Annotated in this window: 17 protein-coding genes; 8 read left to right on the top strand and 9 right to left on the bottom strand. The window is 55.7% G+C overall.

Going from position 1 to position 18,306, the window contains the following annotated elements; translation table 11 throughout:
* Nucleotides 1–22 precede the first annotated feature (22 nt).
* On the bottom strand, nt 23–2,629 hold the full coding sequence (locus M2497_RS21400; protein WP_248483022.1) for an aconitate hydratase: 2,607 nt from the start codon (nt 2,627–2,629) through the stop codon (nt 23–25).
* A gap of 350 nt (nt 2,630–2,979) precedes the next feature.
* On the opposite strand from M2497_RS21400, the gene M2497_RS21395 reads away from it, so the two are divergent.
* The 3 genes from M2497_RS21395 (at nt 2,980) to M2497_RS21385 (ending at nt 6,868) form a co-directional block, all read left to right on the top strand.
* Nucleotides 2,980–4,296 carry a CitMHS family transporter gene (locus tag M2497_RS21395; RefSeq protein WP_248483020.1) on the top strand — a complete coding sequence of 439 codons (1,317 nt, stop codon included), beginning with the start codon at nt 2,980–2,982 and terminating at the stop codon, nt 4,294–4,296.
* 118 nt (nt 4,297–4,414) lie between these two features.
* Nucleotides 4,415–5,302 (top strand): GntR family transcriptional regulator, encoded by an 888-nt coding sequence (locus M2497_RS21390; RefSeq protein WP_248483018.1) that lies wholly within the window; start codon nt 4,415–4,417, stop codon nt 5,300–5,302.
* Between the two features lie 264 nt (nt 5,303–5,566).
* Nucleotides 5,567–6,868, top strand: coding sequence for an MFS transporter (locus tag M2497_RS21385; RefSeq protein WP_282578437.1), 1,302 nt, complete (start codon nt 5,567–5,569; stop codon nt 6,866–6,868).
* Between the two features lie 561 nt (nt 6,869–7,429).
* Here the strand turns inward: M2497_RS21385 and mobH are convergent.
* A complete protein-coding gene (gene mobH / locus M2497_RS21380) occupies nt 7,430–9,154 on the bottom strand; it encodes a MobH family relaxase (RefSeq protein WP_248483014.1) in 1,725 nt (574 codons plus the stop codon).
* A 219-nt stretch (nt 9,155–9,373) separates the two neighbouring features.
* Between mobH and M2497_RS21375 the strand changes: the two genes are divergently transcribed.
* Nucleotides 9,374–9,571, top strand: a complete 198-nt coding sequence (locus M2497_RS21375; RefSeq protein ID WP_007901093.1) for a hypothetical protein — start codon at nt 9,374–9,376, stop codon at nt 9,569–9,571.
* A 128-nt stretch (nt 9,572–9,699) separates the two neighbouring features.
* Here the strand turns inward: M2497_RS21375 and M2497_RS21370 are convergent, their stop codons facing one another.
* Nucleotides 9,700–10,659, bottom strand: a complete 960-nt coding sequence (locus M2497_RS21370) for a zincin-like metallopeptidase domain-containing protein (protein WP_248483012.1) — start codon at nt 10,657–10,659, stop codon at nt 9,700–9,702.
* Between the two features lie 131 nt (nt 10,660–10,790).
* Complete coding sequence (locus M2497_RS21365; protein WP_248483010.1) at nt 10,791–11,120, bottom strand: hypothetical protein; 330 nt, start codon at nt 11,118–11,120, stop codon at nt 10,791–10,793.
* Between the two features lie 455 nt (nt 11,121–11,575).
* Between M2497_RS21365 and M2497_RS21360 the strand changes: the two genes are divergently transcribed.
* On the top strand, nt 11,576–11,986 hold the full coding sequence (locus M2497_RS21360; RefSeq protein WP_248483008.1) for a DUF3742 family protein: 411 nt from the start codon (nt 11,576–11,578) through the stop codon (nt 11,984–11,986).
* Here the strand turns inward: M2497_RS21360 and M2497_RS21355 are convergent.
* From M2497_RS21355 to M2497_RS21335, 5 genes are all read right to left on the bottom strand, one after another.
* Complete coding sequence (locus tag M2497_RS21355) at nt 11,979–13,517, bottom strand: conjugal transfer protein TraG N-terminal domain-containing protein (protein WP_248483006.1); 1,539 nt, start codon at nt 13,515–13,517, stop codon at nt 11,979–11,981. The two genes, M2497_RS21360 and M2497_RS21355, sit on opposite strands and share 8 nt — an antisense overlap.
* Nucleotides 13,518–13,527: 10 nt before the next feature.
* Nucleotides 13,528–13,836, bottom strand: a complete 309-nt coding sequence (locus tag M2497_RS21350; protein WP_248483004.1) for a hypothetical protein — start codon at nt 13,834–13,836, stop codon at nt 13,528–13,530.
* 3 nt (nt 13,837–13,839) lie between these two features.
* Entirely contained in the window at nt 13,840–15,222 is a 1,383-nt protein-coding gene (locus M2497_RS21345) for an integrating conjugative element protein (protein WP_248483002.1), read from the bottom strand.
* Nucleotides 15,219–16,175: a TIGR03756 family integrating conjugative element protein gene (locus M2497_RS21340; protein ID WP_248483000.1), complete on the bottom strand. Its 957-nt coding sequence runs from the start codon at nt 16,173–16,175 to the stop codon at nt 15,219–15,221. The genes M2497_RS21345 and M2497_RS21340 overlap by 4 nt, the downstream gene beginning before the upstream one ends.
* Nucleotides 16,176–16,280: 105 nt before the next feature.
* Nucleotides 16,281–16,535, bottom strand: a complete 255-nt coding sequence (locus M2497_RS21335) for a helix-turn-helix transcriptional regulator (protein WP_248482998.1) — start codon at nt 16,533–16,535, stop codon at nt 16,281–16,283.
* Nucleotides 16,536–16,702: 167 nt separating this feature from the next.
* Between M2497_RS21335 and M2497_RS21330 the strand changes: the two genes are divergently transcribed.
* The 3 genes from M2497_RS21330 to M2497_RS21320 all read left to right on the top strand — a co-directional run bounded on the left by M2497_RS21330 (nt 16,703) and on the right by M2497_RS21320 (nt 18,306).
* Complete coding sequence (locus M2497_RS21330) at nt 16,703–16,960, top strand: LasR-specific antiactivator QslA (RefSeq protein WP_248482996.1); 258 nt, start codon at nt 16,703–16,705, stop codon at nt 16,958–16,960.
* Nucleotides 16,961–17,326: 366 nt separating this feature from the next.
* Nucleotides 17,327–17,575 carry a hypothetical protein gene (locus M2497_RS21325; protein ID WP_169894261.1) on the top strand — a complete coding sequence of 83 codons (249 nt, stop codon included), beginning with the start codon at nt 17,327–17,329 and terminating at the stop codon, nt 17,573–17,575.
* Nucleotides 17,572–18,306, top strand: a complete 735-nt coding sequence (locus M2497_RS21320) for a zeta toxin family protein (protein ID WP_248482994.1) — start codon at nt 17,572–17,574, stop codon at nt 18,304–18,306. Before M2497_RS21325 ends, M2497_RS21320 begins: the two co-directional genes overlap by 4 nt.

The raw sequence follows: 18,306 nt of genomic DNA, 5'->3' as shown, positions 1-18,306 counted from the left end.
ACTCCAACGAATAAGCGGTGCATCAGTTAACGGATGCGCTCTTCATGCTTTCGATAAGAAGCTGTGGCAGCAGACCACCGCTGCGGAAGTAGCGGACGTCTTCGAAGGTATCCAGACGGCTCACGACTGTGACGCGCTCGGCTTCACCGTTCTCACGTTCGATCACCAGAGTGACTTTCGCCCCCGGTTGGAAGTCATCAGTGATGCCTTCAACACTGAAGGTTTCACGTCCGTTTAGACCAAGACTCTGGCGCGAAACACCCTGCTCAAACTGCAGAGGAAGGATCCCGAGACCGGCCAGGTTGGTGCGGTGGATGCGCTCGAAGCTTTCCGCTACGACTACACGAACGCCCAGCAGACGGGGGCCTTTCGCAGCCCAATCGCGTGAAGAGCCACTGCCATATTCCTTGCCAGCGACAACTATCAGCGACTGCTTGCGCTCGGCGTAGATCTCAGCGGCCTGGAAGATGGTCGTCACTTCTTTTTCCGGGAGCAGCAGCGTCCATGGGCCTTCACGGCCATCTTCAAGTAGTTCGTTTTTCAGCCGAGGGCTAGCGAAGGTCGCGCGCTGCGCCGCTTCATGGTTGCCACGACGCGTACCGTAGGAGTTGAAGTCCGGTACTGCGATGCCATGGGACTGCAGGTACTGGCCGGCATCACTTTCCGGAAGAATCGCACCAGACGGAGAGATATGGTCGGTGGTGATGTTGTCGGACAGCATGGCGAGTACGCGCATGTTGCTGAGATCTTTACGGGTATCCGTCGCCGTCACCGCATCGCTCCAATACGGAGGTTTGCGAATGTAGGTACTGCTCGCCTGCCATGCATACTGATCGCTGACACCTGCGCGCAGATCGCTGGCGATCAGGCCGGCCTCACGCGGAATATCCTCGTACGCCTTGTCGAACAAATCGGCAGTCAAATTATCTGCCTCGATTTGAGTCAGCTCGTCATCGCTCGGCCAGAGCTCGTGCAGATAAACCGGCATACCATTGTCATCGAGACCCAATGCATCCTTTTCTGGGTCGATCAGGTATGTACCGGCAATAGCATATGCAACGATCAACGGTGGCGACATGATGAAAACTTCACGCGCCAGTGGGTGAACCCGGCCCTCAAAGTTACGGTTACCCGATGTCGCGGCTACAGTTTCCAGCTTGCGAGCACGAATTTCGTCTTCGATTTCGGTGCTCAGCAGTGGGCCGGACATACCGTTGCAGGTAGTGCAGCCGTACCCGACGAGATTGAAACCCAAGGCATCCAGGTCTTCATTCAGTCCGGAGCGCTCAAGATAATCCGATACGACCATAGATCCTGGTGCGAAGGAGGTCTTGACCCATGGTGCTCGTTTCAAGCCACGCTTACGGGCATTGCGTGCAACCAGACCTGCCGCAATTACGCCGCGCGGGTTAGAGGTGTTGGTGCAACTGGTGATTGCAGCCAAAACGACGGATCCGTTATCTAGACCGGTAGGCAGGTTGGTCGCAGGCGCCTTCTGGCCCAGTACGATGCGCTGGTGCGGTTGTTTTGGGCCAGCAATCGAACGGGCAACAGTACTAAGATCGAGCGTTACAACGCGGTTGTATTCAACCTCAGACAGGCTGTCGTGCCACAAGCCTTGCGCCCGAGCATAGGCTTCCGTCAGACCAGAAATCTGACCTCCACGACCGGTCATGCGCAGGTAGTGCAAGGTGCGATCATCAATGGCAAACATCGCTGCTGTAGCACCGAACTCCGGTGCCATGTTCGACAGTGTTCCACGATCTGCCAGCGATAGCTGCGGAACGCCAGGGCCGAAGAACTCCAGAAACGAACCAATCACACCGGCTTTACGCAGCAGCTCGGTCAGAGCCAGCGCGATGTCAGTTGCCAGGTAGCCCTGAGGTAGCGTGCCTTCCAGGCGAACACCAACGATTTCCGGCAGACGCAGCATGAGGGATTTACCCAGCATTGCCGCTTCAGCTTCGATACCACCTACACCCCAACCCAGTACGCCAATGGCATTGATCATGGTGGTGTGGCTATCGGTACCTACCAGCGTATCGGGGAATGCCCACAGCTCACCGTCGCGACGCTGAGTACCGACAACAGTAGTCAGGCGCTCCAGGTTGATCTGGTGAAGGATGCCTTTGCCCGACGGAATGATCGAAAGATTGCTGAATGCCTTGTTGCACCAGTCCAAGAACTGGAAGCGCTCTGCATTGCGCTCACGCTCGATGGCTTCGTTGTCAGCAAGTGCACTGGCATCACCCCAACGCTCAACGTTGAGCGAATGATCAACCACCAGATGAGTTGGAGTAACTGGGTTGACCAAGCGTGGGTCGCCGCCTTTTGCTGCGACGGCATCACGCAGACCAGCGAGGTCGACCAGCGCCGGCGTACCGAGCAGATCCTGCAGCACAACCCGAGCTGGACGGAATGGGATGTCGAACTCTTTAGAGCGGGCACAGATCACTTTCAGTGCGGCCTCTGGATCAGCCTCACCACGCAAAACGTTTTCGGCAAGGATTCGCAAGCTGTAAGGCAGCTTCGCGTAATCACCGCCCAGGTCAGTTACAACCCCACGGATATCACTGACACGGTACTCGATTCCGTTTGCGGTAACGGTTCGACCCTTTGACATAGGCATTGGCTAATCCTCACAGGCTGTACGGACAATGTTTTTGTGAGGGTCATATTGCACTTTGTCACGATATAGGTCAATGTTGATTCATCCGATTCATCTCAACCAAGAGATCGGACGTACCCAACCAACGATTTCTACTGTGCACACTCGCTCCTCCGACGTAGCGCCCAGTCAGGTACGGTAGAAAAAATAAACATAAGAAAATCGAGGCCCACCATGATCAAGCTCACATGCCCCAGCTCCACCTTCACTCCCATTTGTATCGAGCCAGTCTCGATCTGAAAGCCATGGCGCTATCCCAGCCATACGGCTGACGAGAGCCATTTACGTCTAAGAAAAATGGGAGTTCGACCGTGCTAACAGTTCTTGGCTTTTCAATGGTCATCTGTTTCATGTACCTGATCATGACGAAGCGCCTATCCGCGCTCATCGCATTGATCTTGATACCGATCATTTTCGCGTTGATTGGAGGCCACTACGCAGGTCTCGGCACCATGATGCTCGACGGTGTCAAAACGCTTGCCCCCACCGGCGTGATGCTGACCTTCTCGATTCTCTACTTCGGGATCATGATTGACGCCGGGCTGTTTGACGGCCTTGTACGCTTCATCCTGAAAGTGGTGAAAGGTGACCCGCTTAAGGTCTCGGTAGGGACAGCCATTCTGACGATGCTTGTATCGCTGGATGGTGATAGTTCGACTACGTACATGATTGCCTGTGCTGCCTTCTTGCCGCTGTACCAGCGACTGGGAATGAGCGTATTGGGCATGACATGCCTGGTAAACATTGCCAGCGGCATCATGAACATCTCTCCTTGGGGGGGGCCAACCGCTCGCGCTGCTGCGGCACTGCACGTGGACGCGATGGAGATTTTCGTGCCCATGATTCCTGGCATGTTGCTGGGTGCCGCCTGCCTGATCCTGACCGCCGTAGTGATTGGGCGCAAAGAACGAGCACGCCTTGGCATCCTTCACCTGGATGACTTCCACCATGGCTCCATGTCTCTGGGCAACGGATCAGCAGAGGAATGTGATGAGAACCGCCGTCCGAAAATGTTCTGGCCAAACCTGATCCTGACGCTAGGCCTGATCACTTGCTTGATCATTGGCGCCATGCCTATCCAGATCCTGTTCATGGTCGGCTTCGCTATCGCCATTATGCTCAATTACCCGAACATCGAGCAGCAAAAAGTCCGTATTGCCGCTCACGCAACAAACGTGCTGGCAGTTACAGCTGTCATTTTCGCAGCGGGTATATTCACAGGGATCCTTTCGGGAACCGGCATGGTGGACTCCATGGCCAAGAGCTTGCTGCATGTAATTCCACCAAGCTTTGGCCCGTTCCTGGCTGTATTTACCGCCCTCGTCAGCTTGCCGTTTACATTCTTCATGTCTAACGATGCGTTCTACTTCGGCATCCTGCCAGTGATTGCGCAAACCGCAGCACAATACGGGATAACCCCGTTGGAAATTGCACGCGCTTCCGTGGTCGGTCAGCCAGTGCACCTGCTCAGCCCACTGGTTCCCTCACTCTACCTGCTCGTTGCCTTGGCCAAGGTGGATCTCGGAGACCATCAACGCTTCGCTCTTAAATGGGCCATTTTGGCGAGCTTTGGCCTGTTGGTAGGCGGCCTTCTGTTTGGTGCGTTCCCACTTTACCAAGTGCGATAAAACAGGCTTTCAAGCAGTCGAAGTCACGGCAGAGATAAGAAAACTGGTCTCTGCCGTTAAGCTTGCCGACACGCTAGAATGGTGATTCCATGGTCAGCTCTATTCGGTTCTCGATCTAATGCCTTTAAGCCCTCTGCAAGCACGCATTGCGCGTGACATTGTTTCTCTCGTGCGTCGTGAGCGCTTTGATATTGGACACCACTTGGTCGAGTCACAGTTGGCCGCAACGCTCAACGTCTCACGTACACCGGTCAAGTTTGCTATGGGCCATTTGGTCGAAAAGGGCATGCTCACATACGACCGCAATCGTGGCTTTTTTCTGGCCCGCTCTAGCGACGAATTGGGCGATCTCGTCTCGGAAGTCATGGAGAGCAGTGACGACCCGCTCTATCTGAAATTTGCCGAACTACGTCTTAGCAGGCAGCTCCCAGAGCTGTTCACCGAGATTGAGTTTATGCGTCAGTTTGATGTGTCTCGGGCAGCGCTAAGAGCGGTTCTCTCACGCATCCAACAGGAAGGATGGATTGAACAACGTGCAGGTCAAGGATGGCGGCTTTTGCCCATGATTGACTCTGTGGAAGCGTACGAAGAAAGCTATTCGTTCCGCGCCACCATCGAGCCCTCAGGACTACTCTCACCGACCTTTCAGATTGACCGTGAGACGCTTGCTAGCTGCCGCAAGCAGCAGGAGTTCATCGCCAACGGCGGTTATCTGACCATGACTCCTCAAGAGCTGTTTGAGGCAAACTCCCTGTTTCACGAGACCTTAGCGGCGTGCTCCGGCAATCGTTTCCTACAGCAAACTGTCAGGCGCCTCGACCAATTACGTCGGCTGGTGGAGTACCGTCAAGCCAGTACACGAGCCCCGCGCAAAGGCCAGGCGGAAGAACATCTCGCTATCCTCGACTGCCTGGAACGCGGGGATCGATTGGCGGCAGCAGACCAGATGCGCAAGCATCTGGAGCAGGCCCGACGTAAAAAAGTAGATCCCGCGTTGTTCGAATAATCCTCCCGCCTCCCTCATTTCAACCCAAGCGCGGCCTTACAGGTCGCGCTCGTTGCCCCTTGCCTGAATTTTGCCAAACGACTGCATCCAGCTAGTCGTCGGGTTCATGCAATAATCGAAAATCACAGATTGATTTGTATCGCTACAAAGTACATTCTTTAATTAAGCAACGCGAGCATTGGCTGATGTGTCCGCCCGAACACCACCTAACCAGCCACCGCATCGACCGAGCGCCACCACCACAATCAAAATAATGGTGATTACATGTCGTACCGCAGAGGCTGGATAGCCGTCTTCCTATTTTCATTGGCAATGATCAACTACATGGATCGCATCGCGCTTTCCATTGCAGCCAAACCCATCGCTGAGGAATTTCACCTGACATCGGTGGGGATGGGTTACCTGTTCTCATCCTTTATCTGGAGCTATGCCTTGTTCCTGATCCCTGTCGGCCTGCTGATCGACAAATTTGGAGTCAAGCGTGTAGGTGGCCTGGGTATTTTCATCTGGTCTTTGGCAACCGCGCTTACTGGCGCAGCATCAAGCTTTGCCAGCCTGCTGACTGCTCGATTGGTAATGGGCGCAGGTGAGTCAGTGAGCAACCCCGTAGGCGCCAAAGTTATACGCGAGTGGATACCTAGTACCGAACGCGGAACGATCACTGCTATTTTCAACAGCGGCTCGTACGCCGGCCCAGCTATTTGCTCGCTGGTGCTGGCAGCACTCGTCGCGGCTTTCGGCTGGCGCATATCGTTTCTGATTGCTGGCAGCATCGGTTTTGTGTGGCTACTTGCGTGGTACTTCTTTTACGGCAAGCCGGAACAGGTTTCCTGGCTCAGCGAAAAGGAGCGCGATCTGATCATTGAGACTCGCACAGCCACCGGCAGCAAGGACGTCGACTCCACAACCTACGGCCTCAAAAAGTTGCTCAAGACTCCGACGCTTTGGGGCTTGGCCCTGGCTCAGGGTTGCAATGTCTACACCCAATATCTGTTTTTGACTTGGCTGCCGAGCTACCTGCAAGACGCACGTCATTTGACGATTGCCAAAAGCGGCCTATTTACCGCCATTCCTTACGCAGTGGCCGTAGTCCTTTGCGTCGGTATTGGCAAATTGAGCGATCAATACCTGAAGAAAGGCAGTGGTGCAGCGTCCGGTAAACGCCGAAACGTAATCGCCCTGACGATGATGATTGCTAGCTGCATCCTGCTTATCCCTTTTGCTGAAGGCATAACCCACCTCGTAGTGATTTTTTCGCTCACACTGGCCGGTATCGCATCGACCACATCACTGAATTTCACACTACTCAATGACATGCTCCCAAGCTCAGGCGATGTCGGTAGAGCGATGGCATTTGTGGTGGTGGGAGGGAACATCTTCGGCATGTTGGCGCCAGTAGTTACCGGCTATGTGATCAGCGCAACCGGTAGATATAACTGGGCATTCGGCATTGCAGGTGGGTTGCTTGTTACAGGGGCGCTGGTGATCCTGTCGATGACAAGAAAACCCATGATTCCGAAAGAGCGCCTGCCTTCTTCAGCAGCGATGGCAATACAAGCAGTATAAATGTCAGCCTTTTTTTGCAGGCACTCCAACCCTAACGTCGGAGTGCCTGCAACCCCACCTTTCACTAAAAGCGATAATGCACTCTCAGACTGCCTGTAAACGGTGTCCCTGGGTAACCCGAATTGCTTGACCGATAGGCGCTTTCGACAAGGAACTACTGGATAAAAAAGCATTGAGGCTAGCGCGTACAGGGATAGGGAAACACGGGAAGAGACCCAATTTCCGAACGTCTGCTTCTGGCCCAGGCCGTGTAAAAACGCAGGTGTCGTTTTGAAGTCTGTGTTGCTACGTGAAATCAGCCGGTGTTGCGGTCAGTTGGAAGACCTGAAATTGGGGTGGGAACAAGTTATTTGGCACGACTCAGCTCGCTATTACTGGTCGAAAACATTTTTACACAGAGTCGGCCGATTGTAGCCTGTTGCGAAGGGCTGCGTTAGTCCCAGGGGGCCGTTGACGAAAAGACGGCGATTGCCTCGGGATGAGTAACAGAGCGGTAAAGCGGCGAGTGTGCACTTCAGAATCAACTTGAGTTTCGATTCCTACCTGCGGGGCCGTTGAAAGTTAATCTCTTTCGATCTTAAGAAACGGATTATCGAGTGGTATAAGTTCAAATAATAGCTTGGGGTCCTCTATCAGGTACGCCTTCAAAGTCGATTTCTTCCTGGGCCCTAGCACATTGCATACCCAGATGTTTAAGCCGTTGTCACGCTTCTTATGGATCTTCAGTTTTTCGAATTGCTTCTGCACCCAACGCCATTCTTCATTTTCTTGGCAGGCGCCCTGTGAGATCCCAGGAAACTCCTGAACATAGCTTTGAAAAATACCTGGTGTCACGAGAAACACAGCGCCCGTCACTATATGCACCTTTGCTTTGCTGTCGTTGATGATCAGCTTGTGGCTCAGGATGCTTTCCTTGACCCAATTCAGGAATGCCTGGCCAGGGTTGTCCGATGAAGGATTTGAGATTTCGAGGGTGCCAGCTGACGATGCGTCGCTAACCTCAGGCTCTTCCAGCTTGAACATATCCGACAACGTGTCGAGATAGTCAGCGTCTTCTATCGCCCTAGGATCTGCCAACGAACAGCTTTGACGCGATCCTGTACTGACAGCCTTGGGTACTGCTGGCGAGAGTGGAGCGGCAGACGAATTGTCCTCGACGACCAAGCTCACGGTTCCGCTGAAAGCTTCGGGGCGTTCCTCGCTCCCCCAAATCAACGCCGGTTGAAGGCGCAGAAAGGTGAAGGTCTGCTGCCAGTTTCCCTGTGCGACAAGGGCGGTCCAGATAGCTTTGCCTTCCGGAGTAGACTCGACCAACCCATGCGATTGCAGTTCGTCGAACACCGCGATGTTGGAGGAGGGAATGCCCTCAATTGATTGCGACAGCAAATAAGCTCGCAGCTTATCGGTGACCGCCTTGCTGACTAGCCACAGCGCTTCCTGAGTCAACCAGCCCGCGGCACCCGGCTGGTTGAGTTTCAGCTCGTGCTGAACCAGATGACGCAGTCCGCTGATCAATTGGTGTTGCAGCGAATGAATCGGCGCTCGCAGCGCCTTGCTCGGGTTGCCGCCGATGTTCTGCGCGGTGGAGACGCGGTCGGCCTGAATGACCAACTCGCCGAGCACGCCAGCACGTTCGTACTGACCGGCCAGGACATACAGAAGGCTGGCCCAGAGTTGAGGGAATCCACTGAGCCAGTCCAAGATCGGGCGGTCGAGAATCTGGGTGTAGAGTAAGCCGGCGGCGGCACCGTGTAGGTGGTAGTCACGACCCTTGAGGTAACGAAAACGGTAGGGCTGATCCAGGGCACCCTGCCAAGGATGCCAAACACGGCCATCCTGGCGTTCGACCAGCAGGTCCACGGCGATCTTGCCGATGTCATGGAGCAGGGCGCCATAGGCGATGCCAGCCGACCACGCGTCGGTCTGGGCCGTCTGGTCTTCGGGCGCGGCGCCAGTGGGAAGCAGATACGACTGACGCAGTTTCAGACTACAGGCGACCAGTTCCAGTCCATGGTCGAGCATGCCGCCGAGGTACGCATGGTGGTGGCTCTCGCTGGCCGGGAGCTGCTGGACCAACTCGGCGTAGCGATGGATAGGATTTAAATAGAGCTGGCTGAACTGCGGATTGGACAGGGCGGTGTACTGCCAGATGCGATCGAGCAACTGACTGCGGTGCTCCGCAGCTAACAAGCTGTGATCCGACTCAATGGGCAGGTAACCCTCCGCGACGTTGACGGTCGGTGGCGGAGGGGGCTTCTGCCTTTTGTGGCGAAACAGACTGAGCATCGTGACCTCCGGGAAGTGGCTGGTCGGTGGCCTTTTAGCCTTTTCGGATAGGGCTCTTACCCTTGATCCCCCTTTCCTTTCCAACCCTTACCGTCCTTTTGGCTCGTGTCCCTTTGCGCGGCAATCGGAATATGGATACTGCTAGGCGTCGTTTTGTTGGGGCTAGTATGGCAAAGACAAGAGTCGGTACACTGCGGTGCCTATTTTTTGGGTCTTGCCATGAACCTCACTGACGCCACACTCGTGTTGCTGCTCGCGGCACGTATCCATGGGACCGATGAAGCCGTCCGGGCCTCGGCGAAGAGCGTGGTCAAGAAGTTGCCGCGCAGTAAGCGTGATCTGATCTACAAGGTAATCGATAGCCGAAGTCCGCTCGAGCTGGTGGATTTTCTGGCGCAGAACCTGGATGCGGAATGACAGGCTGCGAGTGTGTGCTCATCCCTGACTCTTTGCATCAGAGCCCGCGGCATGGTTTTTTCTGGGTGCCACAAAAAGGCCCAACTCGCGTTGGGCCCTGTGAAGCGATTGCAGCGGAGAGGTAACGATTAAGCTCTATCGATCATGCATCGTGAGTCATCCATTACCACCTGCTTCAGTTGCTGCTCCAGGTTGAGTACATACTCCGAGGCGCTTCGGGCATGACCACTGGCGCGAAAGATCGAGCGTTTGTCAGCCTTGAGCAGGCCGAGCCAGGAATCGATATAGCCCTCGTGCCTCAGCTCTCCCTGAATGCCGGCGTAAGCACATAAAAACGCAGCACCCATCTCGGCAATCAACTCCTCAAACGCGTAGCCTGGCGAGCCGAACGGACAGGATGACGTCACGCCTTCGCGCTGCAACCGAGAATGATGCCCTGTCCAGTGCGTCAGCTCGTGAAGTGCGGTGGCGTAGTACCCACCTTCATCGTGGAATTGCGCTTTTGTCGGCAGTTGGATGAGATCCCTGATCGGGTGGTAAAAGGCTTCATCGACAGGCCGATGAACGATGCGTGAACCTGAACTTAACAGCAGATTTTCCGCAACGCTGTTGGCCTGGAAGGGATCGGTCGGTTCCGTTTCGAGCAGGGTTTGATTGAACATTTCGAGCCCCTCCGTTTGCTCGATATTGAACAGAAAATGCGTCCTGAGAATACCGAAGTGAGCGACCTTGGGTTGATCGCTTTCATCGAGTACGGGTTGGCCTGACTCGGTCTGTTCCTCGCGCTCCATCTGCTTGTAGAGCACCGCCAGAGTGCTGTGCTCACCCTTACGAATGTGCCCGCCAGCTTTTTTGGCTTGATTAAAAGTCAGCCAACGATCTTGAGTGAACCCCTGCAACCTGGCCTCGGCCCAGAGCAACGGTAAATTGATCCCCGAATAGGGACGCCGCGTGATGGCATTGATGGGGTAGGGTTGATGACCGATATCAACTGTGCCACTTGAGGACCAGGGTTTGATCCAGGGAACAACGCCTTGGTCTAACGCGGTAACGATCTTGTCTGTCACGTCTTGGTAGATATCGCGCATGGCAATTTCCTCGAGAGAAAAACGGAGGAACACCTTGCCCGTCGGGGAGGGGGCCCCGTTTGGGTGATGGGTTGGATTGATGCAGGTCTTGCATGCCGTCCGAATGTGGAGGTGGGCGCCGCCCATTGCGCTTAGCGCTGGTGTTCTCCTGCAAGCGCTATCAGCAAGGCGGCAGGCTGATCCGGTTCTTGGATTAGGCTGAGACTCAATTGCAGCAACGGGTCGTGGTCTAAGTGATCGGTTGGTTCAGCGTGGACTACCTCGAACAGTAAATAGGGCTCGTGTGGAGAGGCCACATGGGTCTCGAAGGCTGCGCGCAATACGTTGCTCAACCGATCGACCTGCAGCTCCTCAGTGTGATCGGATTGCTCGAGCATTACTGAGCGCTGCCACGCGTCATGGGTGAACACGATGGGTAGCCGAAAAGTGTTCAGTGTTTCCGGTGTAAGTGAGTCGGGCATGGTATTTCTCCGTTGAAAACGCGAAGAAACCTGTCCCGTGCGGAGAAAGATTTCCCCGCAGTGGGTTGAAGAAAATCAAGAGGGCTTGCCTCACGAGCAGAGCTCGAAAGGCGCTCATAAGAGCAGTAGGCGTTCATCACCGTAGAAACACGGTCACTGTGCGAGCCTCCGAACGCTAATCGCACTTGGGAGAACCATCACCGAAGTGACGTAGCCTTGAAGGTTCTGGCTACCTGGGAAATGCTGTCGAGAATAGCGATCCGTACCTTGTATTTAGCTGGACGATTTATCTGGGTCAATCACTGTAGGGACGATGTTTCACGGGGTTTGTCTTCTGGCTTCCAATGAAGATTTTTCGGCCGGAAAAACTGATAAGCGGTCAGGCACGGGCCGTTTTCAGTAGTAGGCTGTTACTCTTGTCTCAACCATGAAAACGCTCAGAAGAGGGCGAGGCCATGCCGACTCAACAACCTGTTCGGAGTTCACGTGCCCACCGCTGGGCGTACGCCTGTGGTATGTCGGTGAAGCGTGGTTACCGTAGGTTGAAAACGTTTGAATCCCGCGTGGTTGAGCGTGCGGAAACGGCAGGTGTGCCCGGAGGTAAATTTCTTGTTCGCGGGAGTTTTCTGACTGCCAAGTTGGCATTGGTTGGATGGCTGCTCTTTATCGGTTTCTGGCTGGTCGCTTCTGTTGTGGTGTTGATCGCTGTGATTGCCCTTCTGCCGTTCAAGGCTGTCATCGACACGGATCTTCTTGAAGAAGACGATCCAGGTCCTGACTATCTTGGGGCTAACTCTTATCTTTGCAACTACGATGATAATGGCCACTACATAGGTCATTTCAAATCATCCGATGACGTCAGATAAGTTTCTTCGTAGCACCCATCAACTGATCTGTTCCTTTGCCCGCTGCACCATGCGCGGCTTTGCTTGCACCACCTAGCATCCCCTCAAGGCTGTTGCCGATTGAGTAGCCAGCCCAGCTCATGGCGGCTAAAAACAGTCCAGGCAGCACCAAGAACATCGCCCCCATCACATACTCGATCACCTGCGCCGTGACGGTTCCATCCATAAACCCGGACGTAGGCAGCGACAACAGCACCTGATTGGAAGCCGAAACCTGATTGTACAAGGTGTCGAGCATGCTGGAGTCGACCCAGCGAGCCAGTTCCCACCAGAAGCTCAACATGTGTAAGGTGAACAGCGCGAACGTCACCGTCATGACGGTCCTCAACTGGTAGGTACTGACCAACAGAATCAGCGGTAAGCTGATGATGACGCCCATGATGAGGAAGGCCTGCACCATTGGCAGAGCGGCGCGCAGCGCATTCATCGCCGGGAAGTTGCTGAAGGAGCCGAGGGCCAATCCGGTATTGGTGGCCAGGTTATTAAGCCCCTGATTGATCGAACCGCCACGAGCGCTGGAACCATAGTCCTGGTACACCTGTCCGGGCGACATGGACATCGATTGCTGGCGCGGACTGACCAGTTCGCGCAGGGTGGCATCCTCGATCTCATTGCTCGAGCGGCCAGTCAGCCAACCTTTCAGCTGAGTCAGCAGCGAAGGATCAACCTGCTGGATCAATCGCTCGCGCAAGCCAACACCGCTGTCGCTCCACCACTGCTTGCAAGTGGGGTAGCCCGCGCCATTCTCCAGCCGCGGCAAGGAAACATCGCGGCTTTCGTCATACGGCCAACTGATTCGCGGTGTGCGTGAACGATCCGTGTCGTAGTAGCCGGGCGTGTCGAGCAAATAGCTTGAGCCGATCCAGGAGGCGTCATGACTTTGTGCCTTGTTCAACTGCGGACGGTTGGTGAACAACCGAGAACGGGAATAGCCATAGCAGTCGCGGGTGAAGTCGGCGACTTCTTGCAGCAATACCTGGCTGTCGATGCGCGAACTGTCGATCTCCATGCGCATCTGCCGGATATCTGGTGCGCAGGGGATGGAGGCGGTGGCCGCGGCGGTTACCCCTTTGCTCGAAGCATGCACCAGAAACCACCAGATTGGCACGTTGGCGGAGCGTTCGCCGATAGTATTGAAGGTCGTCCCCCAGGCGGTTTCCGTCGGTTGGGCCACACTCACGCCGCAGCGCTGGCTCGCCGCATCATCGAACGCCATTGAGGCGAGGCTCAGCGGAAAGACCGGCGCGCAGCCAAACAAGACGACGACGTAGGCCAGCCACAGCCGGTTTTCGATTCGCGGCACCGAGAGCAGTCCCTTGTTTCCTTCATCCGCGCCTTGCTGACGGGCCGACAACCACTCTTGCAAAATGATTGCGCCAAAGGGCGCGGCGAACAGTCCGGTGTCGGACAGGACGCTCCAGAGGCCGTTGTTGATGATCCAGGCCAGCAGAGAGAGGTAAAACTCCAGGTAGCTGTTGGTGCTCATGAGCATGGTGGTGACCTCACAGTCGGGTGAGTTCGACGCAGGTAAAGAACACGAGCCCTAATGCTCCGATGCGCTTCATGCGCAGTCGATCCTGTGGTCGATGTCGGTAGCGCCGAAGCAGATCCCACCAGAGCGCAAAGAAGCCGCCATAGAGCAGGACGCGCCACCACCGCAGATGAGGTTGTAGGGATTCAAGTGTCTGCTGCAAGACCTCGAAACTACCCAGCGCAGTACGGCCGATCCAGACAACCAGTGCGGCTGTCAGGATCATCCCCGCGGCAATCCCCAGACTCGAAAGCAAAGTGACTAGCGGTGAGCGTTTCATGGCTCACTTGCGCCTGGCGTCAGCGTCGTTGAGTCGCCTAGGTTCGGGGTCGCCTTGCTCGACGGTACGCGAAGCATCGGCACCACCGGCATGGCGGTCGAGCACCAGGCTGGCGGTGTTGGTGGCCAGCATCCGCCGGATCTGCAGTTCGGTCCGCAGCAGGCGTATTTCGCGCTCCAGAGCGTCGATGTTTTTCGTCAAGGCGGTTTGGGCCGGCTCGGCGGAGGCGATGTTCGGTTCGTGACTGCCTGCCAGCAGCGTGCGCAGTAGCAGCAGTGCCTTGTCGAGTACACTGGACAGGGCCGTCTCGCTGGCCAGGCGTCGCGCCAGCAGATCCTGGTCAGGATCGTCGCGTAGGGCTTCGATCACGCCACGGGTCACCGGCAGCATGGAACTGGAGGCTTTAGCCAGGTTGTCAGTGGTAGGCGGCAGTGAACCCGACAGCAACCCTTGCAGAGCCTTGAGGCGTTCGCTATAGGCCTCCTGGATCAGCGGCGTCAGTCCGCTGCCGGCGGTCGCACGCAAGGTTTCGCAGGTGTCGCAGGTCGCAACTTCGGTCTCGCCCAACACCCGAACGGCCCATTCGGATTCTTCCTGCGGCGAAGCCCAGGTCTGGCAAATAGACCCACTCAGGCAATCACTGCTACTGATCGAGGCACTGTCATCCACCGACCGGTTATGCAGCAGGTTATAGCCCGCGCGCACCACGTCGGAAGTCACCCGAACGGGCGTCTGCCCATTACCTCCAGCCTTTGAGCCACCGACCCAAGACACCCCATTGTTGCCGTTATGGGTCTCGGTGTTTTTCACCGCGGCCACCGCATCACCGCCAGTTTGCTCCAGATTGCCCTGCATCTCCTGATTTTTGGCCAGCGCGCCCCAGCCGGCTTGACCGACCTTGTCGGCCATCTTCTCGGCCATGGCCTGGCAGGTCAGCTTCGAGCGGTCGAAGTCGATACGCCCCTGCATCACCCCGTTACTGAGCAACTCATAAAGGCCTGGGTTGGCGCGCTGGATGATCAACGCCGGCAGCGACATCGCGGCTTGGGTCGCGTTTTGCACGATGCTACCCATGATCTGCTGGAAACCTTCGGTGACGCCGTTCAGCTGGTTTTGCAGGGTATTGGTGAGGCTCATGTTTCCGCACATCATGTTCGCTCGCCATGAGCCGCCGACACCAAGACTAATGGGTCGGTAGAGCGAACTCGGTGAGCCGACTGCCGAGCCGCCACCGATGGTGTACATCACTCGGTCGTCGAGTACTTCGCCTTGGGTGCCTAAGCGGTAATCGCTTTCGGCGGCGTGGGCATGCGTGACCATGGCGAGCAGTCCGTAGAACACCAGACTCATCGTGCCCAACCAGGGTCGCGCGCGAAGCCGGCTCATGAAGCACCGCCTTCGAAGTCGATGCTGAACAGGAAGGTCTGTCCCTCACGTTTGCAACAGCTATAGGGCCGCCACAGCGACCAGGCGTAACCGCCATCCGTGCTCTGTACCGGATCGCTGGGGAAGATGGCGCATGTGGGCTGCACCTGGGGGGAGAGCAATTGCCATTTGTGGGTCGAAGCGTCGTTCTCGACGATCGGGCCTGGCGGCCAGTAGCCTTCGCGTTTGGCGGGCGTGAGCGGTATGTACACATGCGGCTGCCCGTTGCGGGTAATCACATCGCCGGCCCGTTGTGCCATGACTGCGGCCGCCTTGAAATCGTCGGGCTGTATCAGAAAGCCCTGCCGGGGGTAAACATTGCCCCACATGTTTACCGAGGCCTGATGACCGATTTCACGGATCCCCGGCATGAGCGATTCGGGGTAAAAACTTTCCGGGATGCCATGGCGCCAGGCCAGTGAGTCCAGGGTGCTCAGGTAGTAGGGCATGAACGCAGTTGCACCGCTGGCGCAGGCATAGCCGGATTGCGAAGCCAGTTGCGTTGCGACCCAGCCACCGGGGTGGCCGATGCCATCAACGTTCTTGAATCGAGGCAGGTTGTCGCGGCGAGCATTCGGCGTGATCAGGTTGCCGCCACCTTCTGCACCGCTGATGGGCGTGGAGAGGGTGGTCATCTCGGTCCAGGGGTTATTGCCGGTAGTGGCGTAGCTCGAGATGACCAGTTCAGGAATGAAATGACGAACCTTGGTCGAGGTTTTGACTGTGCAGCCGAAGGGTGTGCAGAGGAGCCAGAAACAAATACCGACGACCCTGTATTCGAGACAGTTTGGCGAAAGCACGGAGGAGGTGATGCTGACGGTGTCCAGCGCCATGCTTGGGCCGCACGCCAGCAGAATGCTTAGCGCCAAGGGCCGTAGTTTTGTCGGCGGAAGTGACGAGCAGGCAGCAGGCATTATCCAGGCTCTCGGTGTATGGCCTGGACAGGTTCGGTTAGGGACTGAAGACTGTCAGTGGGAATTATGAAGGCGGATTTATCGGATTTGTGAGGCGTGGGACTATTATTTGACGTAAAGGGAGCTGCGCAGCGTATCGGGGTATACAAGTAGTTGATCTGTGGTGATTTCGAAAATATTGGCGAGTTTGCACAGGACCAACAGCGACGGATTGCCTGTGCATCGTTCGATTTGACTGACGTAGGTGCGATCTACCTCGGCCATGAGCGCCAGTTGCTCTTGGGTCAGGTTTTTCATGCGTCTCATCAAGCGGATGTTTTCCGACAGATGCAGACGAAGCTGTTCGTAGTCTTGAGTCATGCGCGCAAATTGCGCCTTGAGGGACTCTCAATCCACGGGATATAGTCTACATTGGTATATCTAGGCTATTTGATGCTCATGCCTGTTATCGAGCGTTCATTTGATGTCGTTAAGATTTTCGAGGCTGGACTCTGCGTCTAACAATAAATCAGACATCTAGGGTGTGTATGGACGAAAACTACATTTCAATTCCCGCGGCGGATGGTTGCCCAAGTCTTCTGACACCTTGGGGCAGCGAGTTTTCGCCGATGATCGAGCGTGGTGTGCAATGTGCCCAGGCTTGGCTTGAGGCAACGACCGATATTCCTTTGTGGTGGGAACTGGCGCAAACCCGCAAAACCTTTCCGGTTGGTGACTGCCAGGATGCCTTCGAAGCCGGTTTTCTGTTGAGACTTCAGCAACGGCTTCGGAGCGTGTCACAGTAACCCTGTTGCTTATGGACGATTGCATCGTCTTGACCGCCCGTTTGCACTCAACCTGGCTGTATCGACACAGACCAGGCAGTTTGAGAACGATTGCCGCTTCGCTGGCGCGTTTTGTCCACCGGCTGAACAACTCGGTGCGGGGATCGTGCTTCCTTTATTTGGGCGCTGCACCAAGGGCGGCACTTGCTTCAAATGCCACCGGTCATGCATCGAACGAGAAAGTCTCTTGAAAGGTATGGTTCCAGACGCCATTCCTCTAGAATGGAGGCTGACAGAAGTAGCTTTCGCCCTGTTACAAACAGGTTTACGTAGCTAAGATTCTGATTAAGTGCAGATTCTGCACGCTCTGAGAACGTGGAGCGCGATATGAAAGCCAAACGAGTGTTGAGCGACGATCTGGTGAGCCGACTGGAGGATAAGATCCCGGTCATGGCTGAAGGCGCTATCAATACCGCCTATATCAACGCGCTGGCTGCCGGCCGCAGTGTGATGGAAGTAGTGAATGGCATGCTTGTTGAAACGACTGCCGACGGTAAGCACAAGGTTATTCGGGTGGCCAAACCCAAACACAAAGTGACGCAGGGCGGCGTCATCAAGGTGCGCCGCTGCTCATGACTGTCCCTCGGTTGAGGGTCTTTGCTGGACCCAACGGCTCCGGCAAGAGCACGATGAAAAGTGCCATCCCTTCCAACCTGATCGGTATCTACATTAATCCGGATGAAATCGAGAAGGCTGCTAAAGAGAGGGGGCGTCTGGAGTTCAGTGATTTTCAACTGGAAGTTGAGGGTGATGAGGTCCTCGGTTTTATTAGGGAACATCGGCTGGTCAGGTCTGTCCGGCTCGATGAGGAAGCGACCAACATCAGCTTTAGCAGCAACGGCCTGAATTTCCAGACGGTCGCGATGAACTCCTATTTTGCCTCCGTGCTCTCTGACTTCATCCGGAACAAACTCCTCGAAGCCCAGCTGTCTTTCACCTTCGAAACGGTGATGTCTAGCGACGACAAAATCGCTTTTATGCTCAAGGCAAGAGAGTCTGGGTACCGAACCTACCTCTACTTTGTGGCAACTGAAGACCCTGACATCAATATCAACAGGGTCAGGAACCGTGTCGCGGCAGGTGGGCACGCAGTTCCCACAGAAAAAATTGTCCAGCGCTACGGCCGTTGCCTGAGCCTGCTGCCTGTGGCTATTGCAGTTTCGGACCGGGCCTACATCTTCGATAACTCTGGTGCCGATCTGGTGCTGCTTGCCGAAGTTACGGATGGGACGGACCTTGAGTTCAAGGTTGATGAGGTCCCCGACTGGTTCATGGATGCCTACGTTGAAAAGGTGTCCAACGGCTAG

Source organism: Pseudomonas sp. CYM-20-01, from assembly GCF_023169845.1.
Lineage (GTDB): Bacteria > Pseudomonadota > Gammaproteobacteria > Pseudomonadales > Pseudomonadaceae > Aquipseudomonas > Aquipseudomonas azotoformans.
Note: the sequence above shows the minus strand (reverse complement) of the source record. Positions and strands in the feature narration are given on the sequence as shown.